Origin of the sequence: Allosphingosinicella sp., from assembly GCF_036403745.1 — a bacterium.
Classification (GTDB): Bacteria; Pseudomonadota; Alphaproteobacteria; order Sphingomonadales; family Sphingomonadaceae; genus Allosphingosinicella.
This window is the reverse complement of the sequence record NZ_DASWQI010000054.1, coordinates 1-16,609: the sequence shown is the minus strand read 5'-3', so window position 1 is coordinate 16,609 and position 16,609 is coordinate 1. Positions and strand designations below refer to the sequence as shown.

22 protein-coding genes are annotated in these 16,609 nt (G+C 69.4%); 8 read left to right on the top strand and 14 right to left on the bottom strand.

The window, feature by feature from the left end; all coding sequences use genetic code 11:
• The first annotated feature begins 22 nt into the window (after positions 1-22).
• Genes VGC56_RS10070 through VGC56_RS10060 form a run of 3 tightly spaced genes read left to right on the top strand, consistent with a single transcriptional unit; the run spans position 23 to position 2,104 of the window.
• Complete coding sequence (locus tag VGC56_RS10070) at positions 23-262, top strand: hypothetical protein (RefSeq protein ID WP_464124769.1); 240 nt, start codon at positions 23-25, stop codon at positions 260-262.
• Between the two features lie 28 nt (positions 263-290).
• On the top strand, positions 291-1,154 hold the full coding sequence (galU, locus tag VGC56_RS10065) for a UTP--glucose-1-phosphate uridylyltransferase GalU (RefSeq protein ID WP_464124768.1): 864 nt from the start codon (positions 291-293) through the stop codon (positions 1,152-1,154).
• Positions 1,151-2,104 (top strand): zinc transporter ZntB, encoded by a 954-nt coding sequence (locus tag VGC56_RS10060; protein WP_464124767.1) that lies wholly within the window; start codon positions 1,151-1,153, stop codon positions 2,102-2,104. Before galU ends, VGC56_RS10060 begins: the two co-directional genes overlap by 4 nt.
• 103 nt (positions 2,105-2,207) lie before the next feature.
• On the opposite strand, the gene ribH is transcribed toward VGC56_RS10060, so the two are convergent.
• The 8 genes from ribH to VGC56_RS10020 form a co-directional block, all read right to left on the bottom strand.
• Positions 2,208-2,630 carry a 6,7-dimethyl-8-ribityllumazine synthase gene (gene ribH, locus VGC56_RS10055; RefSeq protein ID WP_464124766.1) on the bottom strand — a complete coding sequence of 141 codons (423 nt, stop codon included), beginning with the start codon at positions 2,628-2,630 and terminating at the stop codon, positions 2,208-2,210.
• Between the two features lies 1 nt (position 2,631).
• The gene (gene ribB, locus VGC56_RS10050; RefSeq protein WP_464124765.1) at positions 2,632-3,750 is read right to left on the bottom strand and encodes a 3,4-dihydroxy-2-butanone-4-phosphate synthase; all 1,119 of its coding nucleotides are present in this window, start codon (positions 3,748-3,750) and stop codon (positions 2,632-2,634) included.
• On the bottom strand, positions 3,750-4,340 hold the full coding sequence (locus VGC56_RS10045; protein ID WP_464124764.1) for a riboflavin synthase: 591 nt from the start codon (positions 4,338-4,340) through the stop codon (positions 3,750-3,752). Before VGC56_RS10045 ends, ribB begins: the two co-directional genes overlap by 1 nt.
• A complete protein-coding gene (gene ribD, locus VGC56_RS10040) occupies positions 4,340-5,290 on the bottom strand; it encodes a bifunctional diaminohydroxyphosphoribosylaminopyrimidine deaminase/5-amino-6-(5-phosphoribosylamino)uracil reductase RibD (RefSeq protein WP_464124807.1) in 951 nt (316 codons plus the stop codon). Before ribD ends, VGC56_RS10045 begins: the two co-directional genes overlap by 1 nt.
• Before the next feature lie 20 nt (positions 5,291-5,310).
• Positions 5,311-5,640, bottom strand: a complete 330-nt coding sequence (locus VGC56_RS10035) for a hypothetical protein (protein ID WP_464124763.1) — start codon at positions 5,638-5,640, stop codon at positions 5,311-5,313.
• A gap of 41 nt (positions 5,641-5,681) precedes the next feature.
• Positions 5,682-6,362, bottom strand: coding sequence for an energy transducer TonB (locus VGC56_RS10030; RefSeq protein WP_464124761.1), 681 nt, complete (start codon positions 6,360-6,362; stop codon positions 5,682-5,684).
• A gap of 155 nt (positions 6,363-6,517) precedes the next feature.
• Entirely contained in the window at positions 6,518-7,192 is a 675-nt protein-coding gene (locus tag VGC56_RS10025) for a hypothetical protein (RefSeq protein ID WP_464124760.1), read from the bottom strand.
• A 422-nt stretch (positions 7,193-7,614) separates the two neighbouring features.
• On the bottom strand, positions 7,615-8,988 hold the full coding sequence (locus VGC56_RS10020) for a glycosyl transferase family protein (protein ID WP_464124759.1): 1,374 nt from the start codon (positions 8,986-8,988) through the stop codon (positions 7,615-7,617).
• A gap of 196 nt (positions 8,989-9,184) precedes the next feature.
• On the opposite strand from VGC56_RS10020, the gene VGC56_RS10015 reads away from it, so the two are divergent.
• The 5 genes from VGC56_RS10015 to VGC56_RS09995 are packed head-to-tail and all read left to right on the top strand — an operon-like array spanning position 9,185 to position 12,530.
• Positions 9,185-10,237, top strand: coding sequence for a DNA/RNA non-specific endonuclease (locus VGC56_RS10015; RefSeq protein ID WP_464124758.1), 1,053 nt, complete (start codon positions 9,185-9,187; stop codon positions 10,235-10,237).
• Position 10,238: 1 nt separating this feature from the next.
• Positions 10,239-10,421 carry a hypothetical protein gene (locus tag VGC56_RS10010; RefSeq protein ID WP_464124757.1) on the top strand — a complete coding sequence of 61 codons (183 nt, stop codon included), beginning with the start codon at positions 10,239-10,241 and terminating at the stop codon, positions 10,419-10,421.
• Positions 10,422-10,457: 36 nt separating this feature from the next.
• Complete coding sequence (locus VGC56_RS10005; protein WP_464124756.1) at positions 10,458-10,931, top strand: hypothetical protein; 474 nt, start codon at positions 10,458-10,460, stop codon at positions 10,929-10,931.
• 23 nt (positions 10,932-10,954) lie between these two features.
• Entirely contained in the window at positions 10,955-11,959 is a 1,005-nt protein-coding gene (locus VGC56_RS10000; RefSeq protein ID WP_464124755.1) for a histone deacetylase family protein, read from the top strand.
• Between the two features lie 13 nt (positions 11,960-11,972).
• Complete coding sequence (locus VGC56_RS09995) at positions 11,973-12,530, top strand: YbhB/YbcL family Raf kinase inhibitor-like protein (protein WP_464124754.1); 558 nt, start codon at positions 11,973-11,975, stop codon at positions 12,528-12,530.
• A 4-nt stretch (positions 12,531-12,534) separates the two neighbouring features.
• On the opposite strand, the gene VGC56_RS09990 is transcribed toward VGC56_RS09995, so the two are convergent.
• The 6 genes from VGC56_RS09990 to VGC56_RS09965 all read right to left on the bottom strand — a co-directional run.
• Positions 12,535-12,720 carry a hypothetical protein gene (locus tag VGC56_RS09990; protein ID WP_464124753.1) on the bottom strand — a complete coding sequence of 62 codons (186 nt, stop codon included), beginning with the start codon at positions 12,718-12,720 and terminating at the stop codon, positions 12,535-12,537.
• Positions 12,720-13,652, bottom strand: a complete 933-nt coding sequence (locus VGC56_RS09985) for an electron transfer flavoprotein subunit alpha/FixB family protein (RefSeq protein WP_464124752.1) — start codon at positions 13,650-13,652, stop codon at positions 12,720-12,722. Before VGC56_RS09985 ends, VGC56_RS09990 begins: the two co-directional genes overlap by 1 nt.
• Entirely contained in the window at positions 13,649-14,398 is a 750-nt protein-coding gene (locus VGC56_RS09980; RefSeq protein WP_464124751.1) for an electron transfer flavoprotein subunit beta/FixA family protein, read from the bottom strand. Before VGC56_RS09980 ends, VGC56_RS09985 begins: the two co-directional genes overlap by 4 nt.
• 57 nt (positions 14,399-14,455) lie before the next feature.
• Entirely contained in the window at positions 14,456-14,698 is a 243-nt protein-coding gene (locus tag VGC56_RS09975) for a hypothetical protein (RefSeq protein ID WP_464124750.1), read from the bottom strand.
• Positions 14,699-14,732: 34 nt separating this feature from the next.
• On the bottom strand, positions 14,733-15,932 hold the full coding sequence (sucC, locus tag VGC56_RS09970) for an ADP-forming succinate--CoA ligase subunit beta (RefSeq protein ID WP_464124749.1): 1,200 nt from the start codon (positions 15,930-15,932) through the stop codon (positions 14,733-14,735).
• A 116-nt stretch (positions 15,933-16,048) separates the two neighbouring features.
• Positions 16,049-16,609 (bottom strand): calcium-binding protein (locus tag VGC56_RS09965; protein WP_464124748.1); only part of this gene is annotated, 561 nt, incomplete at its 5' end.

Sequence of the window (16,609 nt, the reverse complement as noted above, 5' to 3'; positions counted from 1 at the left end):
CCGCTGGGCTATGGCGCCGGCGATGAGATGCGTCCTTGCTCTCGCCTTTGTGCTCCTGCTCGCCGCCTGCGGCAGCCGGGAGGCGCTGCGCCCGGTCTCGGCCGATCGCGCACCGGCCAAGCCTGCGCTTGCTGCGCGGGCGCCGACCACCGAAGAGCTGCTCAAGCCCGCGCCGATCACGCGGCCGATCCGCCAGGACGAGGGGCTGCAGAAATCGGCGCCGCGCAAGGACGATCCGTTCGACCTTCCGCCGACCCGCTGATGCGCCGGCCGGCCTCGCTTTCGGAGACATGATGCAGAAAGTACGCAAGGCGGTTTTCCCCGTCGCCGGCCTCGGCACCCGCTTCCTCCCCGCCACCAAGGCGATGCCCAAGGAAATGCTGACCGTCGTCGACCGGCCGCTCATCCAGTACGCCGTCGAGGAGGCGCTGGAGGCGGGGATCGAGCAGATGATCTTCGTCACCGGCCGGGGCAAGACCGCGCTAGAGGACCATTTCGACATCGCCTACGAACTCGAGGCGGTGATGCGCGGCCGCGGCAAGTCGCTCGACATCCTCGATTCCACCCGCATCCCGGCGGGCGGCATCGCCTCGGTGCGACAGCAGGAGCCCTTGGGGCTCGGCCACGCTGTCTGGTGCGCGCGCGAGATCGTCGGGGACGAGCCCTTCGCCGTGCTCCTTCCCGACGACCTGATGGTCGGTACGCCGGGGTGCCTCGCCCAGATGGTCGCCGCCTATGACAAGGTCGGCGGCAATATCGTCTGTACCGAGGAGGTGCCGCACGAGCGCACCGCCAGCTACGGCATCGTCACGCCGGGCGCCCGCGACGGCCGCCTCACCGAGGTGAAAGGGCTTGTCGAGAAGCCGAAGCCGGAGGAGGCGCCGTCGAACCTCGGGATCGTCGGCCGGTACATCCTCCAGCCCGAGGTGATGCGAATCCTCGAATCGAAGGAAACCGGCGCCGGCGGCGAGATCCAGCTGACCGACGCGATGGCGAAGCTGATCGGCACCCAGCCCTTCCACGGTCTCACCGTCGATGCCGAGCGGCACGATTGCGGCGATAAAATCGGCTTCGTGAAGGCAAACGTGGCGCTCGCCCTCAAGCGCGACGACGTGGGGCCGGCGATCCGCGCCTACCTGCAAGGGCTCGCATGACCTGCGACGCCGTCCTCGTCGGCGACGGGCCTCCCCGGCACGTCACGGCGGAGGAGGCGTCCGCCTATCACGGCCCCGGCTTCGTCTGGATCCACGTCGACAGCGTCGACGACCCGGAGCTCGCGATGCTGGCCGGGAGCGACATGCCCGACGTCGCCGCCAACGCGCTCGTCGCCACCGAGACCCGGCCGCGCTGCGACCGCATCGAGCAGGGCGCGATCCTCAATTTGCGCGGGCCCGCGGCCGGCGAGGTCGATACCACCGACCGGCTGGTGTCGATCCGCATGTGGGTGCGGCGCGGCAAGGTCAATTCGCTGACCCGCCGCCCCCTGCTCGCCACCCAGGCCGTCCTCGCCGACATGAAGACGGGCAAGATCGTCGACCCGGGCGACCTCGTCGCCGCCTTCGCCCGCGAGATCAGCGCCGAGCTCGACCCCCAAGTCGCCGAACTGGGCGACATATTGGACGATTGCGAGACGGATCTGGAAGGCCGCAACGTCTATCGCCTGCGCAGCAACATCGCCCGCATCCGCGCCGAGGCGATCGCCTTCCGCCGCTTCGTCGCGCCGGACCGCGATGCGCTGCAGACGCTGGCGCTGCAGGATTTCGACTGGCTGGCGGAGGACGACCGCCTCCACATCCGCGAGGCCGCCGACCGCTTCGCGCGCATGGCCGAGGAGCTCGAGGCGGTGCGCGAGCGCTCGGCCCTCCTCCATGAGCAGCTCACCGATCTGCGCGGCGAGGAGATCGACCAGCGCTCGCTGCTCATCTCGATGGTCGCCTTCATCTTCCTGCCGCTGACTTTCATCACGGGCCTGCTCGGGATGAACGTCAAGGGCATCCCGTTCGCGGACGAACCGTGGGCGTTCTGGGGGGTGTGCGCCTTGTGCGTGGCGCTCGCGGTGGCCGTGATGGCCTGGTTCGCCCGCCGCCACTGGCTGCGGCGCTAAAGCCCCTCCCCTTCAGGGGAGGGGTTGGGGTGGGGACTGTTCGGAAACGCGGCGGTGCTCGGACATGCCCCACCCCCGGCCCCTCCCCTGAAGGGGAGGGGAGCTAAGCCCCGAACCGCTCCCGGAGCGCCAGCATGGCCAGCGCCGCCTTGGCCGCCTCGCCGCCTTTGTCCTTCTCGTCCGGGCGGGCGCGGGCGAGGGCCTGGGCTTCGTTCTCCACGGTGAGGATGCCGTTGCCGATGGCGAGGCCGTCCAGGGTCAGCGCCATGATGCCGCGGGCGCTTTCGCCTGCGACGATCTCGAAATGATAGGTCTCGCCGCGGATGACGACGCCAAGGGCGACGAAGGCGTCATAGTCTCCGGATTCAGACGCCATCGAGATCGCCGCCGGCACTTCCAGCGCGCCCGGCACCGTCACCGTCTCGTGGGCGTGGCCCGCCGCTTCGATCGCGGCACGGGCGCCGGCGAGCAGGAGGTCGTTCAGATGCTCGTAGAAACGCGCCTCGACGATCAGCACCCGCGCCATGTCAATTCTCCGAGGGGATCGGCCGCTCGCCGACGATCTTCAGCCCATAGCCTTCGAGCGCCACCGGCGTGTGGTGGGTGTTGGTCAGGAGCACCATGTCGTGGATGCCGAGCGCGGAGAGGATCTGCGCGCCGCCGCCATAATCGCGCAACTGGTCCATGTCCTTGGGCGTCTTGCCGGAGCGGGCGTTCAAGATGTCCGAGAAGGGCGCCTGGCGATCGAGGCAGACGATGACGCCCGAGCCTTCCGCGGCGATCGCCTTCATCGCGCCTTCCAGCAAGCCGCTGCGGGCGTTCGCCTCCGCAAGGGCGTCGGAGAAGAGGCTGAGCTGGTGCATGCGCACCAGTGTCGGATTCGACGGATCGATTGGCCCTTTGACCAGCGCCACAGTCTCCGTCCCCAACGCCTTGTTGAGGAACGCCTTGGCCGTCCAGGTCCCGCCCCAGCGGCTCTCGAACTGCGCTTCGGCGCGCTGGACGACGAGATGGTCCTTCTTCAACCGGTAGGCGATGAGGTCGCGGATCGTGCCGATCTTGAGGCCGTGGCGCTGTGCGAAGGCGACGAGGTCGTCCATCCGCGCCATCGTCCCGTCCTCGCGCATGATCTCGCAGATCACGCCCGACGGGTTGAGGCCGGCCAGCCGAGACACGTCGACCGCCGCCTCGGTGTGGCCGGCGCGGATCAGCACGCCGCCGTCGCGCGCCACCAGCGGGAAGACATGGCCGGGGGTGACGATGTCCTCGCGGCCCTTCGAGGCGTCGATCGCCACCGAGACGGTGCGGGCGCGATCCGCCGCGGAGATGCCGGTGGTGACCCCCTCCTTGGCCTCGATCGAGATGGTGAAGGCGGTCTCGTGGCGGGTGCCGTTGTGGCGGCTCATCAGCGGCAGGCCGAGCTGCTCGATCCGGCCCTTGGTCATGGCGAGGCAGATCAGGCCCTTGCCGTGGGTGGCCATGAAGTTGATCGCCTGGGGCGTCGCCATCTGCGCGGGGATGACGAGGTCGCCCTCATTCTCCCGGTCCTCGTCGTCGACGAGGATGAACATGCGGCCGTTGCGCGCCTCGTCGATCAGCTCCTCGGGCGAGGAGAGGAAGCCGCGTTCCAGGCTCGACGTCGCCATCAGCCGCGCATCTCGATCATGCGGCCGATGTAGCGGGCGAGGATGTCGATCTCGATGTTCACGCGGCTCCCCAATGCGAGGTCGGCGAAGCTGGTCTGCTGCGCGGTGTGCGGGATGATGTTAAGTTCGAAGCGCGCACCGTCGACGCCGTTCACCGTCAGGGAAACGCCGTCGACCGCGACCGAGCCCTTGCCCGCAATGTACGGCGCGAGGGCCTGGGGCGCTTCGATGACGACGCGCGTCGAATCCCCACTGGGCTCCAGAACCACGACCTCGCCGACGCCGTCGACATGGCCGGTGACGATGTGGCCGCCAAGCTCGTCGCCCAGCTTCAGCGAACGCTCGAGGTTGAGGCGCCGGTCTTCGCGCCACATGCCGGGCGCACTGCGGGAGACCGTCTCCGCCGAAAGGTCGACGTCGAACCAATCAGGCCCCTTGTCCACCACGGTCAGGCAGATGCCCGAGCAGGCGATCGAGGCGCCGAGGTCGACGCTCGCCATGTCGTAGCCGCAGGCGATGCGCAGGCGCAGGTCGCCCCGCTGCTCGGTCGCGACGATCCGTCCGACGTCCGTGATGATCCCGGTGAACATTAGCTCCGATCGCGCTCGTAGACTTCGAGCCGGTCGATTCCAAGCCGCCGCTCGTCGATCAGCGCCCAGCGGCGGTGGGCGTCGGCAAGGGCGGTCAGGCCGATATAGCCGATGGACGACTTGCCCTCGCCGATCAGGATCGGCGCGCGGTAGATGAGCAGGCGATCGACGAGGTCGGCCTGAAGGAAGGCCGAGGCGGTCGCCGACCCGCCCTCCACCAGCAGATCGTTGACGCCGGCGAGGCCGTGCACCTCCTCCGGGCTGCCGAGCCGGGTCCAGCCTTCGACCGCCTCGCCCCGGGTGAGGAGGGCGCGGCGCGGGCTCCATTCCTCGATACCGGGCAGGCGAACGTCCAGGCCGGGCTTGTCGGCTTCGTAGGTGCCGCGCCCGACGAGGATCATGTCCGCCCGGGCGCGCTCGAGATGGACGTGGGCGCGGGCGTCCTCGCCGGTGATCCAGCGGCTCTCGCCGGACGGGAGGGCGATCTTGCCGTCGAGCGACATGGCGAGCTTGAGCGTAACATAGGGCCGGCCAAGGCGCTGGCGGGTGAGGAACCCGGCCATCGACCGCCCAGCAGCCTCGGCGCCGGGGCCGATGTCCACGGCAATACCACACGCACGCAGGCGGGCGATGCCGCGGCCGTTCGTGCGCGGGTCCGGGTCGGTGAGCGCGACCGTCACAGCGGCGACACCGGCCTCGATCAGGAGGTCCGTGCAGGCGGCGCCGCGCGGGCTTTCGTGGGCGCAGGGCTCGAGCGTCACGAACGCGTGGGCGCCGCGCGCGGCCTCGCCGGCGTCGGCGAGCGCCATGGCCTCGGCATGGGGACGGCCGCCGGGCTGGGTCCAGCCTCGGCCGATGATTCGTCCCTCCCGGACGATGACGCAGCCGACATTGGGATTGGGCGCCGTCCGGCCACGGACCCGGGCGCCGAGTACAATCGCCGCCTCCATCCAGCCGGCGGCTGCCTCGCTCAAAGGCCGACCTTCTTCAGCCCCTGGTCGAGCTTCTTGAACTGGCGCTGGCGCTCCTTCTGCGCCGCCTCGCGCTTCGCCTGGTCGATCTTCTGTTGGACCTTGATCTCCTCGTCCGTCCGCGTCGCCGGCCAGGAATGTGCGTAGATGAGCTGCGGCCCCGGCTGGATGCCGTGCGACGCGTCGTGGGCGAAGCCGGCGATGAGCAGGACCGGCATGATGAGGGCGACGGCGAGGCCGCCCCATTGATAGGGGCTGCGCTGCGACGCGAACAGCCGCAGGTCGGCCAGGAGGGCCTTGGGTGAAGCGGGGCGCGGGAACCAGGACATGCCTTGCAAGATAAGGCCTGCCCGGCCCCCGCGCCACCCCTTCAGCCGTTGGGCAGCCGCCAGAGGATGCTGCTCGACACCATGTCGGTCGTCGGGTTGCCGCTCGTGTCGCGGGCCGGGGCGAAGCGGGCGCGGCTCTTCATCAGCCGGCACGTCGCCATATCCAGCGCCGCCGAGCCCGACGAGGCGGTGACGGTGCAACTGCTGACCCGGCCATCGGGGCCGACCGCCAGCTTGAACCGCGTCGCCCCCTGCTCCTCGCGACGGATCGCATCGGAGGGATAGTCCGCGTCCGAGACATAGGTGCCGAGATTGGCCTTGGCCCGCGCCGGCTCGATCCTGACCGCGGGCGGAGGCGGCGGCGGAGGCGCGGGGGTCGGCGGCGGGTCGATCGCCTTCGGTCCCGGCAGCGGATCCAGCTTCGGCGGATCGAGGAGCACCGGCCCCGGCGGGAGCGGGTCGGAAATGACGACCTTGATGAGCGGGTCCGTCCGCGTCAGCGCCTCGGGTTGCTGCGGGTGCGGCTTCGGCGGCTTGGGATCGGTGGGCGGCGGTTTGTCGAGAGGGACGTCGACCACGGTCGTATGGGTCAGGCGGTCGTGGGTGAAGGCACCCTCCTTCGCCATCACCAGCGCCGTGATCGCGGCGCCGTGGAGGAGGACGACGACGGCGACTGCGCCGGGGCTCATCCTCTTCCGCTCGTAAAAGCCTGTCTGCATCATGGCTCTTCTCCTTCTCGCTGCGGCCGCTGCTGCGACTCTGATACGTTACCTCATAACAGAAATGATACAACATATCGTAAAGCAGGAGAAGAGACTTTGTTCCACCCTCGCGAGACACGGGGCCTATCCTGCTGCGGGCCGCCTCTGCCTGGGCGCTAGAAGTCGGCGGCGAGGGTGAGAGCGGGGCCTGAGCCCGGGCGCGCATTGCCGGCGATCCGGAAACGCCAGTCGACGGAGAGGGAGGCGTTAGCGGGCCGCAAGGGGAGACGCAGCTCAGCGTGGGGGCCGAGATCGACTCGCGACAGCTGCGGCTGGGCCGCAGCCCAGACCCCTCCGCCGACGCGGACGGCCCCACCATGCAGTATCGGCAGCGCCAGGCGGACCGCACCGTCCGCGAACAGATCGCGCCGCTTCAACCCGACGATGCCCGCCTGCCCGTAGCCGTCGAGACGGAGCGGCCCGAGCTTCATCTCGCTGGCCCCGCCATAGAGCGTCGCCCCGAAAGCGGAGCGCCCGTTGGGGCCGAGCTTCTGCCGCCGCTCGACGAGGAGGTGGACCGGCAGGCGGGCGAGTGGCTTCCAGTCGAGACCTGCCGCGGCTTCCGCACCGCGCGCCTGCGCCAGCGGCGACGAGAGCCGCAGGCTGACGGCGAGCGGCGCCTGGCGCCCCAACAGGCGATAGGTCGCGCGCACGCCGGCCTGGCTCCCACCCAGCATCCCGCCGGGCGCCAAAGCGGCGTTGCCGCCGGCGCGCGCAAAGGCCCAGGCCGAGACACTCCACGCGCGCCCAGCGGGCGGCGGAATCAGCGCGGCGGGGACCGCAGCCCTCATTGCAGGCGTGGCCACGGCGGCAGTGCGCAAGAGACTCGGTATGACGGAGGGAGCCGAGGCAGTCGCCGGAGGTATCGTCTGCGGGGGTGGGGCAGCCAATGCCGACCGCGGCACGGCCATGCCCGCGAGGCGGCCTGCCAATTGGTCGACGCTCGCGGCCGCCGCTGATCGGGCCGCCCCAGGCTCGGATCCCACAGGCGCGATCACATTGGCCGGCGCGACTGCAGCGGTCGGAGGGGCGCCGAGGGGGATCGGGCCCACGGCCGCTGCAGCCGGCCCGACGCGCGCGAGGGGTCGCGGCGCCGAAGCAAGGGAGGTGTCGCCGCCCGCGCTAGCCTGCGCGAGCCACAGCAGGCCTGCGCGAGCGCAGGTCCAGCCGGCGCAGATGCCGACGAGGAAGCGCAAAGGGGGCGGGAGGCGCTTCACCGGGAATCATGCCCGGTGGGGAAACGGTGGTGGGTCTTGTCCCAGCGGGGGCGGCCGGTACGGCGCTGCGTGCGGTAGAGGCTGAGCGCCCGTACCGCCGCCAGCATCGCCACGACATTGCCGATTGCCGCGCGCGGCAGGGCGCGCAGGCCCTCGCGCCAGCCGTAGAGGGCAGCCGTGAAGGCGAAGCGCATCGCCAGCCGCCATCCGAGCAGGACCATGTTGGCGGCGATCAGCCAGCGCAGCACCGGCGGGAGCGGGGCGGGCGCCGCACCGCCGAGCACGCCCCGCGCCGCGAGCAGCAGCCAGAGCAGGAAGCCGAGATACCCCATGGCGAGCAGCAAGGCGGCGAGCGGCGCCTGGCGGTCGCGAAGGCGCATCCAGCGCTCCGCCACACCGCCGCGCCAGCCGAGCCGGTCCCAGCCCAGCAGCGCGATGCCGGCCATCCATCGCGCCTTCTGGCGGACGGCGGCGGAGAGGGTGGCGGGGAAATATTCGCGGGTGGCGACGACGGGTCCGCCCGGCCGCTCGACGATGCGGACGAAGCGGGCGTTGCAGCCATGCTCGCCGAGCCGCAGGCCCATCTCATAATCCTCGGTGAGGCTGTCTTCGACGAACGGGCGGTCGTCTTCATAGGCGATGAGCTCGAGCGCGACTCGTTCGAAGGCGCAGCCGACGCCGGCGCCGGGCAAGGAGGCGCGGAGCGACTGGCGGACGAGCAGCTCCTTGCCGTGGGATTCGGCGAACTCGTCCGCATAGTGCCCGCCGATCCAGCGCGACTGACGGTCGACAAGGGGCACGACTGGAAGCTGGACGAAATCCCAGCGCTCGCAGAGGGTGGCGAAGATGCGCAGGGCGAGCGGATGGACGACGTCCTCGGCGTCGTGGAGCACCACCGCCTTGGCCTGCCGCCCGTCCGTCCTTTCCGCCTCGACCATGGCCCGCCACATGGAGTTGAGGCAGTGGGCCTTGGTCGTCGGACCGTCGCGATCCCCCACGACGAGGCGGACGCGCGGGTCGGCGACGGCAGCGACCTCGGCGATCGTCGCCGGATCGTTGGGATAACAGCCGACATAGAGGTGCACGTCCTCGTCGGCCCAGGCCGCGAGCGTGCGCCGAAGCATCGGCCCGATCACCCCCGCTTCGTCCCAGGCGGGAATGAGTACCGCTATCGGCCCGGGCGCGAGCGGCGGCGGCAGATCGGAGACGGCAAGCGGCGGCTCGCCGCGCTCGCGCAGCTTGATGCGGACCCAGAGGAGATCGACGACAAGGTCGCTGAGCCCGAGCAGCAGGAATCCCGCCGCCGCGAACAAGGCCGCCTCGCGCATCACGACTTCAAGGACGCCGAACAGCGACCCAACCACGTTCATTCGATTCGCCCCCGAATCGGAGACTCTATCATCCATTTCGGATGAACGGAGCGCAAGGGCTTTTCGAAAGCGGTGAGCGTCCTCCGTTTCGGATCAGAAACATAGGCCGCCGGAGCCGCTTCGCTCCGAAGCGGACGAGCCTCTCCACCACCTGCCCCTCTTAGGCGCGCAGCCTCCCCGCGAGGGGGACTCAACCATGCGCAAACTCATGCTCTTCGCGGAAGGCGCGTCAGACCGGCTGGGGATGGGGGCGCGGCGCTTCGTCGTTCTCCTGCTGGCGCCGGTGCTCTGTCTGGCGCCCTCTGCGCCGGCCTTAGCGGCGCCGAGGGCCCATCATGGCGCCGCCCTGGCCGTGCACGCAAAAGAGAAGCCCTGCTCAAAGGCCGAGGCCAAGGCCGCGGACAAGGTGCTCCTCGCACTCGACCACGATCCGGCGGCACTGAGCGCGGCGGCCGCACGGCACCTCCCGTGGGGCGCGCCCGACGCCGGGCCCAACGAACGGCGGCTCGTCCAGCCCGATTACGTCGTCGATTACGACAGTGCGCTCAAGGTGCCGATCTGGACATCGGAGCAGATCGTCGCCTCGAACCTCAATGACAAGATCAAGCGGCAGGACTGCTTCCGCGCCGATCCGCGCCTCGATGCCGACGCGTCTTCGAACCCGGCCGATTATAAGGAGCCGATCTACGACCAGGGGCACATGACCCCGTTCGCCGACCAGCGCTACTCGAAGGTCGCGGGCATGAACTCGTTCGTCATGACCAACATGGCGCCGCAGAACTGCCAGCTGAACCGCGGCATCTGGCAGATCCTCGAGCAGATCAGCCGCCGCTGGGCCGCCGCCCACGAACCGCTCTACATCTTCAACGGCAGCGTGTTCGACCGGGACGGCGACGGCACCAGGGACCCCGACGCGGCCGCGATGCGGATGCAATCGGCCAACCACCAGGCGCGGGTCGCCGTCCCCTCCGCCTTCTACAAGATCGCGGCCTATGTGCGTCCCGACGGCGGGGTGGAGACGGTGACCGTGCTCCTCCCCCATGATACGGCCAATCCCGCGGGGTCGGCGGCGCTCGACTATTTGAACGCCCACGTCACCGGCCTCGCGACGGTCCAGAAGCTGACCGGCCTGCGGATCTTCCCGCAGGCCACGAACCTGCATGAGAGCAAGACGCTGTGGGCGTTCGAGGGATACAAGCCGCAATCCCTCTGCCACGCGAAAGCCCCGGCGCCGACGGGGCACCGCTGAGATGCGCGCACTGGCCCTCCTCGCCGCCGCCGCGACGCTGGCGCTTGGCCCGTCGGCTTATGACAGCTGCGCCGCCCGCGGAGGCTGCTGCCGGATCTGCTCGGCCGGGAAGGCGTGCGGCAACAGCTGCATCGCCCGCTCGAAGACATGCCACAAGGGCAAGGGCTGCGCCTGCAACGGCTGAGCTTGGAGTGGGTGAAGGGGCGGACTAGGTTGCGGCATGCCCGTGCCGTCACCGAATGAAGAGCTCGCCGCGGCGCTCGCTCACGCGGCGGCGGCGGCGGGCGGGGCGCGTGATCCCTGGTGGATCATCGGCAGCGCGGCGGCCTTTCTGCACGGCGCACGGACACCCGTTGCCGACATCGACCTTCTGATGAGCCCCTGCGACGCGCTGGCCGTCCTGGATCCGGAGGATATCGCCGCGTCGGGTGGCCGAGGGTCGGACCTGTTCCGCTCCGAAGTGTTCGGCACAATCTGCGGCACCGACCTGCGGATCGAGGTCTTCGGCGGGTTTCACCTTCGTGCCGGCGAGCACTGGCGCCCGGTCGTGCTCGAGACGCGCGTGGCGGTGATGGTCGGCGGCTGCACGGTCTGGGTCCCGGCGCGGGACGAACTCGCCGCCCTCTTCCGGAGCTTCGGCCGACCCAAGGATCTGGCGCGTGCGGCCTTGCTCGAGGGCCTCGCCGGCGGCTAGCGCGGCACCGGCAAGGAGTGCCGATGCGGATATTCTGGGACGAGAGACAGCGGCTGCATGCCCCTGAGAAGGAGCTGCACAACGGCGCCTTCGTGCCGTTCGCGGAAACCCCGGCGCGGGCCGATGCGATCCTCGCCGCGCTCGGCCCGGCGGAAACGCCTCGCGACCGCGGCGAGGCGCCTCTGCTGCGGGTGCACCCGCGCGACTATCTCGATTTCCTCAAGACGGCGCATCGCGACTGGCGGGCAGCGGGCCGGGACGGCGACGCGGCGGGCTATGTGTGGCCGGTGGTGCGGCGGCGAGCGCTGAGGCTCGAGCGGATCGACGCCAAGCTGGGACGCTACAGCTACGACGCCTCGACGCCGATCGCGGCGGGGACCTGGGAGGCGGCCTATGCGTCGGTCCAGTCCGCGCTGGCGGCGACCGAGGCGGTGCTGGCAGGCGAGCCCGCTGCATTCGCCCTCTGCCGCCCGCCCGGCCACCATTGCGGCGCCGATTATATGGGGGGCTATTGCTATCTGAACGCTACCGCCGTCGCCGCCGAAGCCGTGATCGCCGCGGGCCGCCGCCGCGTCGCGATCCTCGACATCGATTATCACCACGGCAACGGCACACAGGACATCTTCTACGGCCGCGGCGATGTGCTGTTCGTCTCGATCCACGCCGATCCGGCCACCGACTATCCCTTCTACTGGGGCCATGCCGACGAGACGGGCGAAGGCGCGGGCGAAGGCGCGACGCTGAACCTGCCGTTGCCCCGCGGGACCCGGGTGTCGGAGTTCGAGCGGGCGCTGGCGACCGCGCTGGAGCGCATCGCCGCCTTCGAGCCGGACGTCCTTTTATGCTCCTACGGCGCCGACACCTTCGCCGGCGATCCGATCAGCTTCTTCAAGATCGAGACGGCCGATTACGCCGTGATCGGCCGCCGCATCGCCGCCCTCGGCCTCCCCACCGCGATCCTGATGGAGGGCGGCTATGCCGTCGATGCGCTCGGCGCTAATGTCGCCGCCTTCCTCTCCGGCTTCTGAAAAGGCCTGTAACATGAGACGCTTCGCCCCGATCGCCGCACTGGCGCTGCTCGCCTGCTCGTCCGCCGCCCCCGCCGCCGGCACCCTCGCCGCCGACTGGCCGGACATGGCGCAGGCGCAGATGATGCTGGTGTCGAGCCCCGCTTTCTCCCCCGGCGGGCCGATTGCGCTCGGCTACAGCGCCTATGGAAAGAACGAGATCCCGCCGCTCAGCTGGTCCGCTCTGCCGACAGGGACGCAGAGCCTGGCGCTGATCGTCGAGGATCCCGACGCGTCGACGCCGCAGCCCTTCGTCCACTGGACCGCCTGGAATATCTCGCCGACCGCCCACGGCGTGCCGGACGGCCTTGCCGGCGCCGTGCAGGGCGCGAACGGGTCCGGCAAGCCGGGCTGGCGCGGTCCGCATCCGTCGGACGCGAAGCCGCACCATTATCATTTCCAGCTCTTCGCGCTCGACCGCAAGCTGGCCCTCCCGGCGACCGCCGGGCGCGACGAGCTGCTCGCGGCGATGAAGGGGCATGTGATCGGCAAGGGCCGGCTGGTCGGGACCTTCACCAAGCCGAAGGGCTGAGCCCTCAGCTTTCGCCGTCCGCTTCCTCCTGCCGCTTCGCCCGCATGCCAAGGGCGGCCAGCATCATCGCGAGGAGCGCGGCGACGAAGGTCTTGGTGCCGAAGCCGTGCCGCCCCGCCTGGGCGACGAAGGCGATGGCGAAGAGGCCGGCGGCGACGAAGTAGAAGACCGCCTGCCGCCGCCGCTCCATCACAGTTTCTCGGTCAGCTCGGGGAGAATCTTGAACAGGTCGCCGACAAGGCCGATGTCGGCTACCTGGAAGATCGGCGCCTCCTCGTCCTTGTTGATCGCGACGATGAGCTTGGAATCCTTCATGCCCGCAAGGTGCTGGATCGCGCCGGAAATGCCGACCGCAACATAGACTTCGGGCGCGACGATCTTGCCGGTCTGGCCGACCTGATAATCGTTGGGCGCGTACCCCGCATCGACCGCCGCGCGGCTGGCACCCACCGCGGCGCCGAGCTTGTCGGCGAGCGGGTCTATGTACTGGTGGAACTGCTCGGAGGAGCCGAGGGCGCGGCCACCGGAGACGATGATCTTGGCGCTGGTCAGCTCGGGCCGCTCGGACGCCGCAATCTCAGAGCCGACGAAGCTGGAGAGGCCGGCATCGCCGCCGCCCGAATACGGCTCGATGGCCGCCGAGCCGCCCTCGGCGGCTGCCTTTTCGAAGGCGGTGCCGCGCACTGTCAGCACCTTCTTCGCGTCCGATGACTTCACCGTGGCGATGGCGTTGCCCGCGTAGATCGGCCGCACGAACGTGTCCGGACCCTCGACGCCGATCACGTCGGAAATCTGCATGACGTCGAGCAAAGCGGCGACCCGGGGCGCCACATTCTTGCCGGTGGTGGTGGAGGCGGCGACGAAATAGTCGCAATGATCGCGCACCAGGTCGACCGCGACCGGCGCCACGTTCTCGGCGAGCTGGTGGCCGTAAGCGGCGGCGTCGGCGACATGGACGCGGGCGACGCCGGCGATCTTCGCGGCGGCGTCCGCGACCGCGCCGACGCCTTCGCCGGCGACGAGCAGGTGGACTTCGCCGAGCTTCGAGGCGGCGGTGACGGCGGAGAGGGTGGCGTCCTTCAGGTGGCCGCCTTCATGTTCGACGAGAACGAGCGCGATCATCCGACGACTCCTGCAGTGCGAAGGCGGTCGATCAGCTCGTCCACCGATTGGACCTTGATACCCGCCTCGCGCTTCGACGGCTCGCGGACGCTCAGCGTCTCGACTCGTGGCGCGATGTCGACGCCGTAATCGGCGGGCGTCTTCTGGGCCAGCGGCTTGGACTTGGCCTTCATGATGTTGGGCAGCGAAGCGTAGCGCGGCTCGTTCAGGCGGAGGTCGGTGGTGACGATGGCGGGCAGCTTCAGCCGCACCGTCTCGAGCCCGCCGTCGACCTCGCGGGTGACGCTGACGGCCTCGCCGTCCACCTCGACCTTCGAGGCGAAGGTGCCCTGGCCCCAGCCGAGCAAAGCGGCGAGCATCTGGCCGGTCTGGTTCGAATCGTCGTCGATCGCCTGCTTGCCGAGGATCACCATCCCCGGCTGCTCCTCCGCTGCGATCTTGGCCAGGATCTTGGCAACGGCGAGCGGCTCGACGGCGTCGTCGGTCTGGACGAGGATCGCGCGGTCGGCGCCCATCGCGAGCGCCGTGCGCAGCGTCTCCTGCGCCTTGGCGGGGCCGATCGAGACGGCGACGATCTCGGTCGCCACCCCCTTTTCCTTCAGCCGGATCGCCTCCTCGACGGCAATCTCGTCGAAGGGGTTCATGCTCATCTTGACGTTGGCGAGGTCGACGCCCGTGCCGTCCGCCTTCACCCGCGGCTTCACGTTGTAATCGATCACCCGTTTCACCGGGACGAGAAGTTTCATGCTCGCTCCTTGATCTTCATTCGGCGGCGGAGGGGAAGCCCCCCGTGCCGATCCCATTCAGTGCGACATCTCCAGGCGCCGCTCGATGCGATCGAGCCGCCGGCTGACATTGTCGATGGCGAGTTGCTGAGCGGCATCGGCGGCCGTGAGGTTGGTGAGATGCTGCATGAGGGAGGCGATGCCGCTCTCCAGATTCGCGACGCGGCCGACCAGCTCGTCCTGCTTGCGCTCGAACCGGTCGAGCGTGGCCTGAAAACGCTTCATGTGCTCCAGCAGCAGGTTCTCGACATCGCCGGTCATGCCGCATGCCTATCACAATCGCATGCTGCCCGCATCACGCCGCGTCCTTCACCGCTGCCACGATCTTCTTCGCCGCGTCGCCGAGGTCGTTGGCGGGGACGATGGCGAGGCCGCTGTCGGCGAGGATGCGCTTGCCCTCCTCGACGTTGGTGCCCTCGAGGCGGACGACCAGCGGCACGGTCAAATTCACCTCGCGCGCCGCCGCGACGATGCCGTCGGCGATGATGTCGCAGCGCATGATGCCGCCGAAGATGTTGACGAGGATGCCCTTCACCGCGGGATCGGAGAGGATGATCTTGAACGCCGCCGTCACCTTCTCCTTCGATGCGCCGCCGCCGACATCCAGGAAGTTGGCCGGGAAGGCGCCGTTCAGCTTGATGATGTCCATGGTCGCCATGGCGAGGCCGGCGCCGTTCACCATGCAGCCGATGTCGCCGTCCAATTTGATGTAGGCGAGGTCGTATTTGGAGGCCTCCACCTCCATCGGGTCCTCCTCCGTCTCGTCGCGCAGCGCCTCGACGTCCGGGTGACGATAAAGGGCGTTCGAATCGAAGCTCATCTTCGCGTCGAGGACGAGCAGCTTGCCGTCCTCGCTCTCGACCAGCGGATTGATCTCCAGCATCGCGCAATCGTAGGCGAGGAAGGCGTCATAGAGTTGGGCGGCGAGGGTTTGGGCCTGCTTGTTCATGTCGCCGGTGAGCTTCAGCGCATGGGCGAGGGCGCGGCCGTGATGGGGCATGAAGCCCTGCGCCGGATCGATGGTGATGGTGGTGATCCGCTCGGGCGTCTCGTGGGCAACGGTCTCGATGTCCACGCCGCCCTCGGTCGAGGCGACCATGGCGATGCGGCCGCTGCCGCGGTCGACCAACAGCGCGAGATAATATTCCTTCGCGATGTCGACGCCGTCGGTGATGTAGAGGCGGTTGACCTGCTTGCCGTCGGCGCCGGTCTGGATCGTCACCAGCGTGTTGCCGAGCATCTCCTCGGCGTTGGCGCGCACCTCCTCGATGCTCCTGGCGAGCCGGACGCCGCCCTTGGCGTCGGGCCCGAGCTCCTTGAACTTGCCCTTGCCGCGCCCGCCGGCGTGGATCTGCGCCTTGACGATGTAAAGCGGCCCGGGAAGCCGCTCGGCCGCCTGCACCGCCTCGGCGGGGCTCATTGCGGCGAATCCGGCGGGGACCGGCACGCCCTTCTTCGCGAGCAGTTCCTTGGCCTGATATTCGTGGATGTTCATGGGATTTGCGCATGCCCTCGGCAGAAGGAGTGTCGCGGCGCCCTTAAGCACAGGGGGCCGGGGAATCCAAGGCCGCGGCGGGGGGTGGGGACAGTCACGGCGACTGTCCCCTCCTCTCAGAGCACCAAGTCGGTATTCACCAGCGCGTGGTTGTTCGCCGTCGTGACGAGCAGGGTGAAGTCGGCCGCGCCGTCGCCGTCCGTGTCGCCCTGGATCGTCCAGACGCCGTTCGCGAGGTCGGCGCGCAGCTCGCCGGCATGGTGGCCGAAGGCGCCGGCGCCGATCCAGGCGAACGCCTGGTCGCCGGCCTGGGTCGTGTCGGCGTCGATCTGCGAGAGGTCGATTTTGTCGCCCAAGTCGAAATCCAGGATGTGGTCCGTCTTCGCCGCCGTCGACTGCGCCGCGTCGGTGTAGAGGAACACGTCGTTCCCCGTGCCGCCGGTGAGCGTGTCGGCGCCCAAGTTCCCGTAGAGCGTGTCGTTGCCGTGACCGCCGGTCAGCGTATCGTCGCCGGTGCCCGAGAGGATGCGGAAGGTGCCGTCGGTCTCGGCCGCGCCGTCGAACACCAGGTTCGAGCTCACCGGCGTACCGAAGATGGTGAGGAGCTTGCCCGCCGCCACCGCGGCGTCGTTGGTGACGATATTGTAGCTGGTGTCGCCGGCGTAGAGGACGATGGT

Bases quoted from the DNA above. Each gene is read 5' to 3' on its own strand.
- VGC56_RS10020 (WP_464124759.1), bottom strand. From the start codon at position 8,988: ATGAACGTGGTTGGGTCGCTGTTCGGCGTCCTTGAAGTCGTGATGCGC.
- VGC56_RS09975 (WP_464124750.1), bottom strand. From the start codon at position 14,698: ATGACCGGCGATGTCGAGAACCTGCTGCTGGAGCACATGAAGCGTTTT.
- VGC56_RS10015 (WP_464124758.1), top strand. From the start codon at position 9,185: ATGCGCAAACTCATGCTCTTCGCGGAAGGCGCGTCAGACCGGCTGGGG.
- VGC56_RS10025 (WP_464124760.1), bottom strand. From the start codon at position 7,192: ATGAGGGCTGCGGTCCCCGCCGCGCTGATTCCGCCGCCCGCTGGGCGC.
- VGC56_RS10010 (WP_464124757.1), top strand. From the start codon at position 10,239: ATGCGCGCACTGGCCCTCCTCGCCGCCGCCGCGACGCTGGCGCTTGGC.
- VGC56_RS10060 (WP_464124767.1), top strand. From the start codon at position 1,151: ATGACCTGCGACGCCGTCCTCGTCGGCGACGGGCCTCCCCGGCACGTC.
- VGC56_RS09995 (WP_464124754.1), top strand. From the start codon at position 11,973: ATGAGACGCTTCGCCCCGATCGCCGCACTGGCGCTGCTCGCCTGCTCG.
- VGC56_RS10000 (WP_464124755.1), top strand. From the start codon at position 10,955: ATGCGGATATTCTGGGACGAGAGACAGCGGCTGCATGCCCCTGAGAAG.
- VGC56_RS10045 (WP_464124764.1), bottom strand. From the start codon at position 4,340: ATGTTCACCGGGATCATCACGGACGTCGGACGGATCGTCGCGACCGAG.
- sucC (WP_464124749.1), bottom strand. From the start codon at position 15,932: ATGAACATCCACGAATATCAGGCCAAGGAACTGCTCGCGAAGAAGGGC.
- VGC56_RS10035 (WP_464124763.1), bottom strand. From the start codon at position 5,640: ATGTCCTGGTTCCCGCGCCCCGCTTCACCCAAGGCCCTCCTGGCCGAC.
- ribH (WP_464124766.1), bottom strand. From the start codon at position 2,630: ATGGCGCGGGTGCTGATCGTCGAGGCGCGTTTCTACGAGCATCTGAAC.
- VGC56_RS09990 (WP_464124753.1), bottom strand. From the start codon at position 12,720: ATGGAGCGGCGGCGGCAGGCGGTCTTCTACTTCGTCGCCGCCGGCCTC.
- VGC56_RS10005 (WP_464124756.1), top strand. From the start codon at position 10,458: ATGCCCGTGCCGTCACCGAATGAAGAGCTCGCCGCGGCGCTCGCTCAC.
- ribD (WP_464124807.1), bottom strand. From the start codon at position 5,290: ATGGAGGCGGCGATTGTACTCGGCGCCCGGGTCCGTGGCCGGACGGCG.
- ribB (WP_464124765.1), bottom strand. From the start codon at position 3,750: ATGGCGACGTCGAGCCTGGAACGCGGCTTCCTCTCCTCGCCCGAGGAG.
- VGC56_RS10070 (WP_464124769.1), top strand. From the start codon at position 23: ATGAGATGCGTCCTTGCTCTCGCCTTTGTGCTCCTGCTCGCCGCCTGC.
- VGC56_RS09985 (WP_464124752.1), bottom strand. From the start codon at position 13,652: ATGATCGCGCTCGTTCTCGTCGAACATGAAGGCGGCCACCTGAAGGAC.
- galU (WP_464124768.1), top strand. From the start codon at position 291: ATGATGCAGAAAGTACGCAAGGCGGTTTTCCCCGTCGCCGGCCTCGGC.
- VGC56_RS09980 (WP_464124751.1), bottom strand. From the start codon at position 14,398: ATGAAACTTCTCGTCCCGGTGAAACGGGTGATCGATTACAACGTGAAG.
- VGC56_RS10030 (WP_464124761.1), bottom strand. From the start codon at position 6,362: ATGATGCAGACAGGCTTTTACGAGCGGAAGAGGATGAGCCCCGGCGCA.